9 protein-coding genes and 1 tRNA gene are annotated in these 9,645 nt (G+C 26.0%); 7 read left to right on the top strand and 3 right to left on the bottom strand.

Translation table 11 applies throughout. The features are described 5' to 3' along the window. The first annotated feature begins 19 nt into the window (after window positions 1-19). Window positions 20-226 carry a DUF2061 domain-containing protein gene (locus tag VP91_RS06125; protein ID WP_169036566.1) on the top strand — a complete coding sequence of 69 codons (207 nt, stop codon included), beginning with the start codon at window positions 20-22 and terminating at the stop codon, window positions 224-226. Here the strand turns inward: VP91_RS06125 and VP91_RS06120 are convergent. From VP91_RS06120 to ispF, 3 genes are read right to left on the bottom strand one after another with little or no spacing between them, the layout of a single operon-like run. After that, entirely contained in the window at window positions 223-693 is a 471-nt protein-coding gene (locus VP91_RS06120; RefSeq protein ID WP_169036565.1) for a CinA family protein, read from the bottom strand. The two genes, VP91_RS06125 and VP91_RS06120, sit on opposite strands and share 4 nt — an antisense overlap. Further along, a complete protein-coding gene (locus VP91_RS06115; protein ID WP_169036564.1) occupies window positions 693-1,196 on the bottom strand; it encodes a phosphatidylglycerophosphatase A family protein in 504 nt (167 codons plus the stop codon). Before VP91_RS06115 ends, VP91_RS06120 begins: the two co-directional genes overlap by 1 nt. After that, complete coding sequence (ispF, locus tag VP91_RS06110) at window positions 1,189-2,304, bottom strand: 2-C-methyl-D-erythritol 2,4-cyclodiphosphate synthase (RefSeq protein ID WP_169036563.1); 1,116 nt, start codon at window positions 2,302-2,304, stop codon at window positions 1,189-1,191. The genes VP91_RS06115 and ispF overlap by 8 nt, the downstream gene beginning before the upstream one ends. A gap of 33 nt (window positions 2,305-2,337) precedes the next feature. On the opposite strand from ispF, the gene VP91_RS06105 reads away from it, so the two are divergent. From VP91_RS06105 to VP91_RS06080, 6 genes are all read left to right on the top strand, one after another. Beyond that, window positions 2,338-4,119 (top strand): sensor histidine kinase, encoded by a 1,782-nt coding sequence (locus VP91_RS06105; RefSeq protein WP_169036562.1) that lies wholly within the window; start codon window positions 2,338-2,340, stop codon window positions 4,117-4,119. Next, window positions 4,119-5,474, top strand: a complete 1,356-nt coding sequence (locus tag VP91_RS06100) for a sigma-54-dependent transcriptional regulator (RefSeq protein ID WP_169036561.1) — start codon at window positions 4,119-4,121, stop codon at window positions 5,472-5,474. The genes VP91_RS06105 and VP91_RS06100 overlap by 1 nt, the downstream gene beginning before the upstream one ends. Further along, window positions 5,475-6,866, top strand: coding sequence for a Trk system potassium transporter TrkA (trkA, locus tag VP91_RS06095; RefSeq protein WP_169036560.1), 1,392 nt, complete (start codon window positions 5,475-5,477; stop codon window positions 6,864-6,866). A gap of 169 nt (window positions 6,867-7,035) precedes the next feature. Continuing rightward, window positions 7,036-8,280, top strand: a complete 1,245-nt coding sequence (locus tag VP91_RS06090) for a potassium transporter TrkG (protein WP_248289233.1) — start codon at window positions 7,036-7,038, stop codon at window positions 8,278-8,280. 34 nt (window positions 8,281-8,314) lie between these two features. Continuing rightward, window positions 8,315-8,391, top strand: a tRNA-Arg gene (locus tag VP91_RS06085). 170 nt (window positions 8,392-8,561) lie between these two features. Next, window positions 8,562-9,602 (top strand): amino acid ABC transporter substrate-binding protein, encoded by a 1,041-nt coding sequence (locus tag VP91_RS06080; protein ID WP_169036558.1) that lies wholly within the window; start codon window positions 8,562-8,564, stop codon window positions 9,600-9,602. Window positions 9,603-9,645 lie beyond the last annotated feature (43 nt).

Below are 9,645 nucleotides of genomic sequence, written 5' to 3'. Positions count from 1 at the left end.
ATGTGCAGAAAGGTAAATTATGTCTGCAGACTTAAAAAAAAGAACAATTGCAAAAACATTAACATGGCGTGTTACTGCTAGTTTAACAACTTTTATTATTGCTTGGATATTAACAGGTGACTTGTTAATAGGAGTTTCGATAAGCAGTATCGAAGCTATAGCTAAAATTTTTTTATATTATTTTCATGAAAGAATTTGGAACAATATAAGTTGGGCTAAAAGTTAGACAATATTATCGATCATATTAAGTGCAGTTCTAACTGTAATTTTTTGTATTGATATTCTACCTTTATTCTTAAATAGATTTTTTTTAGTTATTATTTTATTTCCTTTTTTAACACCAATATAAACTAAACCGACTGGTTTTGATTTTGTACCACCATTAGGTCCAGCAATACCTGTAATTGATATACAGATTTTTGATTTAGTGATTTTACTTAAATTTTTAACCATTGATAAACAACATTCTTCGCTGACTGCACCATATTTCTTTATTATTTTATCAGAGACTTTAAGAATATTAACTTTTGTTTTATTGGAGTAAGTGATCAGACCTAAATTAAACACTTTAGATGAACCACTTATCGATGTTATTGAACTTGATAAAAGTCCACCAGTACAAGACTCTGCAAATGAAATTTTAAATTTTTTTTTAATTAATTTTTTGATAACTTTATTAACTAAATTTTTCATTATAAAGCATAACTTTTAATGATCATAAAACAAAGTAGAGTTAGAACTACATAGAATCCAGCACAAATATCATCCATAATTACACCAAAGCTATTTTTAAAGTTTTTATCAAAAAAATTTACAGGAAAAGGTTTCATAATGTCAAAATATCTAAAAAGAATAAAAAATAGAAAATAATAAATAATAGTCTCATTTCCACTTTTTATTGTTCCATGAGATATTTCATAAAGGTATATTGGTATAGATTGACCTAAAAATTCATCAATAATAATTTCACCAGGATCTTTGTTTTCACTATTTTTTATATGGGTTGAAACTGCATAAAATGAGTAAACAAATATCACAATTAAACCTATTAAAATTATATCTGGTGAAATATTAAAAATATGAAAAAAAATAAATAGAATAATGCAAGTCGCCATAGAGCCAAATGTTCCTGGTGCAAATTTAACTTTACCCAAACCAAACATTGTTACAAATAATGAGTTGAAAGATTTAGTCATATCTTATAATTGAAGCAATCACTTCACATGCTATAGCCTTTTCTTTACCAATTACACCTAATTTTTCAGTAGTTTTACCTTTTATATTAATTTGTGAAGAAGAAATATTACAAATTTTTCCAATACTATTAGTTATTTGTTTTTTATATTTTTGAATTTTTGGTTTTTGAGTAATGATATTTATATCAAGATTATTAATTGAGTAGCCATTATTTTTTGCTTGTTTAACTATTTCATTTAAAAGAATGGTAGATCTAATATTCTTAAATTTCTTATTTTTATCAGAAAATTTTTCACCAATATCACCCATAGAGCAAGCTCCAAGTATTGCATCAGTTATAGCATGTAAAACAGGATCTCCATCTGAGTGGCCTAATGTTCCTAGAGTATAGGGTATTTTAATTCCACCTAAATAAAGTTTTTTTTTAGGTACCAATCTATGAACATCAAAACCTAATCCATATTTAATTGAATTGTTGTATTTAATATCTGAGTTTAGTGTAATTTTTTTATTATTTATCTCGCCTTTAATAATGGTTATTTTTTTTCCAGCCCTTACAAATAAATTTGCATCATCAGATATTTCAGGTCCCTTATTAATTTGTAACGCATATAATTTTTTATAATTAAAAGCTTGAGGAGTTTGAATTAAATAAATATTTTTTCTATTCAAGTTTTTAACTATGTTTAAATCCTTTTGCTTTATAGAGTCTAGACTTTTGATTGCTGGTATTACACAATCACTTGTTCTTAGTTTTTCATTTAATTTATTTAAAAGCTTTATTGTAAAGTTTGGTCTTGCAGCATCATGAATCAATACATTTTTAATTCTATTATTTTTAATACTTTTTAAAGCTTTATATGCCGACTCAGCTCTGGTATTTCCACCAGTAACAATCTTTATATTCTTAATTTTTAATTTTTTAACGTGTGCTTTGTGTTTTTGATTAATTACAAGCACAATTTTACTAAATTTTCCATATTTTTTAGCTTTATCTATTGAATGTAATAATAAAGGTTTACCTTTATAAAGATGATATGGTTTAGGTGTACTTGATTTAAATCTTTTACTTTCTCCAGCAGCAAGTATTATAAAACAAGTATTCATGATAAAAATTTTTAATTATCTATTTATCTCATAATGATCGATTTTATCAAAAAAAATGTGTTTATTGGATCAATATTTTTGATAACATTATCCCTAGGTTTTATAACTTTTTTAACCTTTATAGATAAAAGCTTTCTTGACCTAACAGATTATAACTTACAACTGCTTCTGTCTGGAAATATAGTTTTATTATTAGTGTTGTTTTACATGATTTTTAAAGAGGTAAGTACTTCATTAAAAGTCGATGTAGAAGTAAGCGGCTCAAAAGCTAATAGAAAGTATATAACTTTTTTCGCATTATTTACTTTGATCCCATCAATACTAATTTCTTTATTTTCTCTATTTCTCTTGTCATTTGCACTGGACAAATATTTAGATAAAAAAATAACTACGGCTGTTAATAACTCTTATGAAATTGCAAAAAGCTATACAGAAGAAGTTAGAACCAAAACCCAATCTCAGGTTATTCTAATTGCGCATGATTTAAATAAAAGTATTAACTTCTTAAACACTAATATTAATCAATTTAAAAGTTTTCTTAATACTCAGAAATTAATAAGAAATTTAGATGAAATTCATATAATTGAAACAGACGGAAGTCTTTATTTGACAACTTTAAAAGATCTTTCATCTTATAGACCACCATTAAAAGAAGCACTTGAAATGGTTTTAAATGATAAAAGACCACTAAAGATTATTAATGCTTATAAAAATCAATCCGCATCAATTATAAAATTAGAAAATTTTGAAGGTAAATATTTATATATTGCTAAATACTTAGATAAAAAAATTTCTAAATATTTACTAGAGTCACAAGAGGCACTAAATTTTTATTATACAGTTTTGAATAAACAAACTGGAATCAAAATTTCTTTTGTATTTATCTATCTTGTTATTGTTTCTCTTCTTTTGTTTTTATCAATTTCAATAGCTATAAGATTTTCATCAAGGTTTTTTAGATCAATTAATAATTTGATTATAGCTTCATCGAGTATAGGTAAGGGTGATCTAAGTATTAAAGTTCCAGAAATTAAAGCTGACAAGGATATGGAAATTTTAAATAAAAATTTTAATTTAATGATAGATCAATTAAAATTTCAACAAGAAAGGTTAATTGTAAATGAACGACATGAAGCATGGGAGAGTCTTGCAAGAAAATTGGCTCACGAAATTAAAAATCCACTTACACCTATTCAATTAACTATTGATAAATTAAAAAATAAATATTCAAGTAAAGTAGGAGAAAACGAAAAGAACGATTTTGAAAAAAACTTAAAGATTATTATTAAACAAATTAAATTAATAGAAAATTTAGTTAATGAATTTTCTGATTTTGCTAGAATGCCTAAACCAATATTAAAAAATAATGATCTAATTGTTTTGGTTAGTGATAATATAAATTTAATAAAGGAACTGGATGCAAATACTGAAATTAGTTTTAACTCAAACAAATCTCAAATAATTTTAAATTCAGATAGTGAGCAGTTAAGCCGGGTTTTTTTTAATTTAATTAAAAATTCTATTGAAAGTATCCATGATAAAAAATTAAATAATGTTAATTTTAAAGGTAAAATTGACATAATTCTGGATGAAAATGACTTTGAAATAGTATTTACAATTATAGATAATGGTTTAGGCTTTGATGTGTTTGCTAAGGATGTAAAAAAGATATTAAACCCTTATTTTACAACAAAAAAAAAAGGAACTGGATTAGGTTTAGCAATTGTTAATAAAATAATAAATGATCATAACGGTACAATCGATTTTATTACAATTAATGAAGGAGCAAAAATACAAATCATGTTTATAAAATAATGAGTACAGAAATTTTAATTATTGATGATAATGCCGATATTCGCAATATCATTAACGATTTAATTCTTGAGGCAGGTTATAAAACAAGATTAGCTGCAAATTACAATCAAGCCTTAAATGAAATTGATAAAAAACTTCCTGATGTTGCTATTATCGATGTAAAGTTAGACAAAGGTGATAATGATGGTTTAGAATTATTATCTCATATTAAAACTAAAGATAAAAATATTCCTGTTATCATTATTACGGGACACGCAAATGTTGAAATGGCAATTAAAGCTCTCAAAACAGGTGCTTTTGAATTTATTGAAAAACCTTTTAATCAAGAAAGATTATTGAATTTTATTAATCGTGCTGTAGAAAATATTAATTTAAAAAATGAAAATAAAGAATTTGAAAATAAACTTTTTTATTCATATGAACTAGTTGGAAATAGTGAGAATATTAAAAAAATTCAAGAACAAATAAAAAAAATTTCAATTTCAGAAAGTAGAATTTTTATAAATGGTCCAACTGGCTCTGGTAAAGAATTAATAGCAAGGAAAATACACAAAGAGTCAAAAAGACAAAAAAATCCTTTTATTATATTAAATGGTGCATTGTTAGAAAAAGAGAAATATGAACTTGAATTATTTGGAGAAGAAAAAAACAATGGATCAATTTCATATGGTGCATTAGAAAAATCTTCAGGGGGTATTCTTCTAATTGACGAAATTTCAGAAATCCCACTAGATACTCAATCTAAAATTTTGCGTGTTTTAACTGATCAAAAGTTCAAAAGAATTAATGGTAATCATGACATTAATGTTGATGTCAGAATTATATGTTCTACAAGTAAGGATATTAAAGAAGAAATAAAAAATGGTAATTTCAGAGAAGACTTGTACCATAGATTAAACGTCTTTGAAATTAATATAGAGCCGCTTAAAAATAGAATTTCAGATATTCCATTATTAGTAGAATATTTTGCAGATAAAATTTCGAAAAATCATAACTTAAAAAAAATGAATATAGATATTAACAATAATTATTTACTTAATTATAATTGGCCAGGAAACATCAGAGAATTAAGAAATTTAATAGAAAGAATAGCGATACTCTCTCCCAACACTTCAGAAAAAATTTCAAACATCATAAAAGAATCTCTTAAAACACCCGATCTCAAAATTATATCACCTGAAAGTTCTTTATCTTCAACACTTAAAGATGCTAGAGAAAATTTTGAAAAGGAGTATTTAACTAACCAATTGAAGAAATTTAATGGCAATATAGCTAAAACGGCTAATTTTGTTGGAATGGAGAGATCTGCTCTTCACAGAAAACTTAAAGGATTAGGGATTAAGGAATTGAATTAGATGAATATAATTATTTGTGGTGCAGGAAAAGTTGGTTTTACCATAGCTAAAATTTTAAGTGAACAAGGTCATTCAATAACAATAATTGATCAGTCAAGTGATGATATTCAAAAAATTGATGAGACACTAGATGTAAAATCTATTGTTGGTAAAGCTACATACCCTTCGATTTTAGAAAAGGCCAATGCTTCTGAAGCGGATATGATTATTGCGGTAACGCGTAATGATGAAATAAATATGCTTATTTGTCAAATTGCCTTCTCAATATTTAATGTTCAAAAAAAAATAGCTAGAATTAGATCTCAAGATTATTTAAATCCAAAATTTACTAAAGTTTATAACAAAGAAAATTTACCAATAGATGTTATAATTTCTCCAGAAATCGAAATAGCCAAATCAATACAAAGAAAACTTGAAGCTCCAGGAGCCTTAGATAACGTCCCTTTTGCTAATAATAATATTAGATTACTTGAAATTTTGATTAATGAAAAATGTCCTTTAAAAGATATTAAGATTAATGAGATCACAAAAAAATTTCCTAATTTGAATGCTAATATTATTGGTGTAATTAGAAATGATAAGTTCGTCATAATTAAAAAAGCAAGTATCATGAAAGAAAATGATAAAGCTTATGTTATAATTAATGCATCTCAAATGAAGGAGACATTAATAGCTTTTGGGCATAATGAAAAAATATCCAACAAAATCTTAATAGTTGGAGGTGGCAATATTGGATTTAATTTAGCTAAAAATCTTGAAGAAAGTTTTGATTCTGCAAGAGTTAAAATTATTGAAAAAGATAAAGAAAGAGCTGAATATATAGCAAGTGAATTAAGTGATACAATTGTTATTAACGGTGATGCTTTGGATGAAGAAGTTTTAATAGAAGCAAATATAGATGAAGCTCAAACCGTATTGGCCCTTACAAATGATGATGAAGATAATTTGATGGTTAGTGTATTGGTAGAAAAGTTTGTTAAAGATGAAAGTGATTTAAATGAAAAAAGAACAATGTCATTAATCAACAAACCTAACTATGGTCTTCTACAATCTTCATTAAAAATTGATGACTTCATTGATCCAAGAATGAATACTGTATCAAGTATACTAAAACATATTCATAAAGGAACTATTGAAAATGCTTATAGTATTTTAAATGGAGAATACGAAATTATTGAAGCAGAAATTATTGAAAGCTCTGAATTGATTAATAAAGAGTTAAAGAATTCAAATCTACCAGATGAAATACGAATAGGAGCAGTTTTAAGAGGTGCTGACGTTGTTATACCTAGATCAAACTTTGTATTTAAAAAAGAGGATATTGTTGTTTTATTGGCAAAAAAAAATTTTTTCAATGTAGTTGAAAATATGTTTCGTATAAGCTCTATTTGATTAAATGAATTATATTAAACTCATTTATTTGAGTGTTTTTTGTGGAGTAATATCAATCCTTTCTTTTTTTAATATTGTATATTCATATTACCTGAATCTTTATCTTAATTTAAATACTTACCTTTATACTTTTATTTTATCATTTTTTTTAACAATAATATTTTATGTTTTGAAAAAAGATAATGTAAAAAAATCAACTATTTACCAAAAAATTCTTACTATATTTTTGGGATATTTTTTTTTACCTTTATTAATTTCAATACCATTTTATTTTAGTATATATAATTTAACTTTTGTTAATTCATATTTTGAAGCAATCTCTGGATTCACATCAACTGGGTTTACAGTATTTGATAATATTAATCACATAGATCAAAGTTTAATTTTGTGGAGATGTTCTTCTCAGTGGGTTGGTGGTCTTTACTTTTTATTTTCTATTATAGTATTAATAGATATTTTTGATCATAGCTTTAAAAAGTCTTTAACTAATTTTATATCTTTTAATAATGCAGAGATTTTTAAACAATCATTAAAAATTTTTTTATTATATTCAATTATTACACTTGGAATCTTCATTGTTCTTAATATATCTGGTATTCGATTATTTAATTCTTTGAATTTAGCGATGACCATTATCTCATCTGGGGGATTTTTACCCTCTAATAACCTTTCTAATATTTTGATAAATAATTATCAAATTATTGTAACTTCTGTTCTTATGTTGACATCTTTTTTTAGTATTTTTTTAATTTACAACCTATTTTTTGCCAAAAACTATAATGTTAATTTCTTTAATGAGGATATACATTTATTTTTTTATTATTTAACTTTGATAATTATTTTTTTTACATTTTTTAATTTTGATAATAATTTTATACAATTATTTTTATCCCTATCTAGTAGTGTATCAAATATAGGTTTTTCTTTAAGTGATAATTCAACAAGTTTATCTTTTGTTTTTTTATTATTGGTTATGATTGGTGGCTCTTTTTTTTCTACAAGCTCGGGAATTAGATTTTTAAAAATCTATTCATTATTTAAATATTCAATTAATGAAATTTTATCTTATAGCAGACCTAAAAATGTTTATATTAATAAACATTTGTTTTCTAAAGAATTTTTTAAGCCAGATGAAATTTTTAAATATTTTTTATCAGTAATAATATTAATTTTAACTTTATTATTTCTAATTTTTTTATTAACTTTAAGTGATATAAATTTTGAAAATTCGTTTAAAATATCAATCCTTACTTTAATGAATACTGTTAATTCTTCTATGTATGGACTTGCTGATTTTAGCTTCTACGATTTACATTCATTTGCAAAATATTGTCTTATTTTCTTTATGATTGTTGGTCGTCTTGAGCTTCTAACTTTGTTAATTATCTGTAAAAAATTCCTTTTTAAAAATTAAATTCATACTATAAATATACTAATTATTTTTATTTGCGCTCTTAGCTCAGCTGGATAGAGCATCGGTTTTCTAAACCGAGGGTCGGTGGTTCGAGTCCACCAGAGCGCACCATTAACTACATATATTAGCTTTACAAATAAGAATACTACATATAGATATTTCTGTTCTATTTTTTCAATTTTACTTTGATCAAATAGATAAAATGATAAACAATCTATTTAATTCAAATCAATTTGAATTATTTGTTAACAAATAAATAAATAAAAACAGAGGAATAAAATATGTTTAAATACGTAAAACAATTAACTTCTCTAGTCGCTATGGTTGCTGTTCTGTTTGCTTTTACAACAGAAACAATGGCTGCTAAGAAGTCAAAAACTCTTAAAAACACTCAGAAAAAAGGTTTTGTAAGATGTGGTGTATCTCAAGGTCTACCTGGATTTTCAAATGCTGATGCTGCTGGAAATTGGACTGGTGTAGACGTTGATGTATGTAGAGCGGTTGCTGCTGCAGTATTAGGTGATGCGAACAAAGTTAAGTTCACTCCACTAAGTGCTAAAGAAAGATTTACAGCTCTTACTTCTGGTGAGATTGATATCTTATCAAGAAATACAACTTGGACACTTTCTAGAGATGCTGACATTGGTCTTACTTTCGTTGGAGTAAACTTCTACGATGGTCAAGGTTTCATGGTTAGAAAAGACTCTGGAATTACTTCTACAAGCCAATTCAAAAATGGTATTTCTGCATGTACAAACATCGGAACTACTACTGAGTTAAACATGAGAGACTTCTTTAATTCAAAAGGAATTTCTTACACACCGGTAGCTTTTGAAAAAGCTGACGAAGTTGTTGCTGCTTATGATGCAGGTAGATGTGATACTTACACTACTGATAAATCAGGTTTAGCGGCTCAAAGAACTAAAATGTCTAATCCAGATGATCACATTGTGTTACCTGAGACGATTTCAAAAGAGCCATTAGGCCCGGTTGTTCGTCAAGGTGATGCTGTATGGGAAGATATTGTTAGATGGTCTCTAAACACAATGATCGAAGCTGAGGAGTATGGAATTACTGCTGCTAATGCTGACTCAATGAAAACTTCAGAAAACCCACAAATTAAGAGATTAGTTGGTGCTGAAGGTGAAATGGGTGCTGCATTCGGTTTAGATAATGAGTGGAACTTGAGAATTATCAAACAAGTTGGAAATTATGGTGAAAGTTATAAGAGAAATATAGCTGACACTGGTATTTTACCAGACAGAGGTCCAAACCAATTGTGGACTAAAGGTGGTATTTTATACGTTCCACCATCAAGATAATTTAAAGTTATAAATTAATAAAAAGGGCTAGATTTACTAGCCC

It is taken from the genome of Candidatus Pelagibacter communis, assembly GCF_012932795.1.
In the GTDB taxonomy this organism is placed as follows: Bacteria; Pseudomonadota; Alphaproteobacteria; order Pelagibacterales; family Pelagibacteraceae; genus Pelagibacter; species Pelagibacter ubique_S.
Note: the sequence above shows the minus strand (reverse complement) of the source record. Positions and strands in the feature narration are given on the sequence as shown.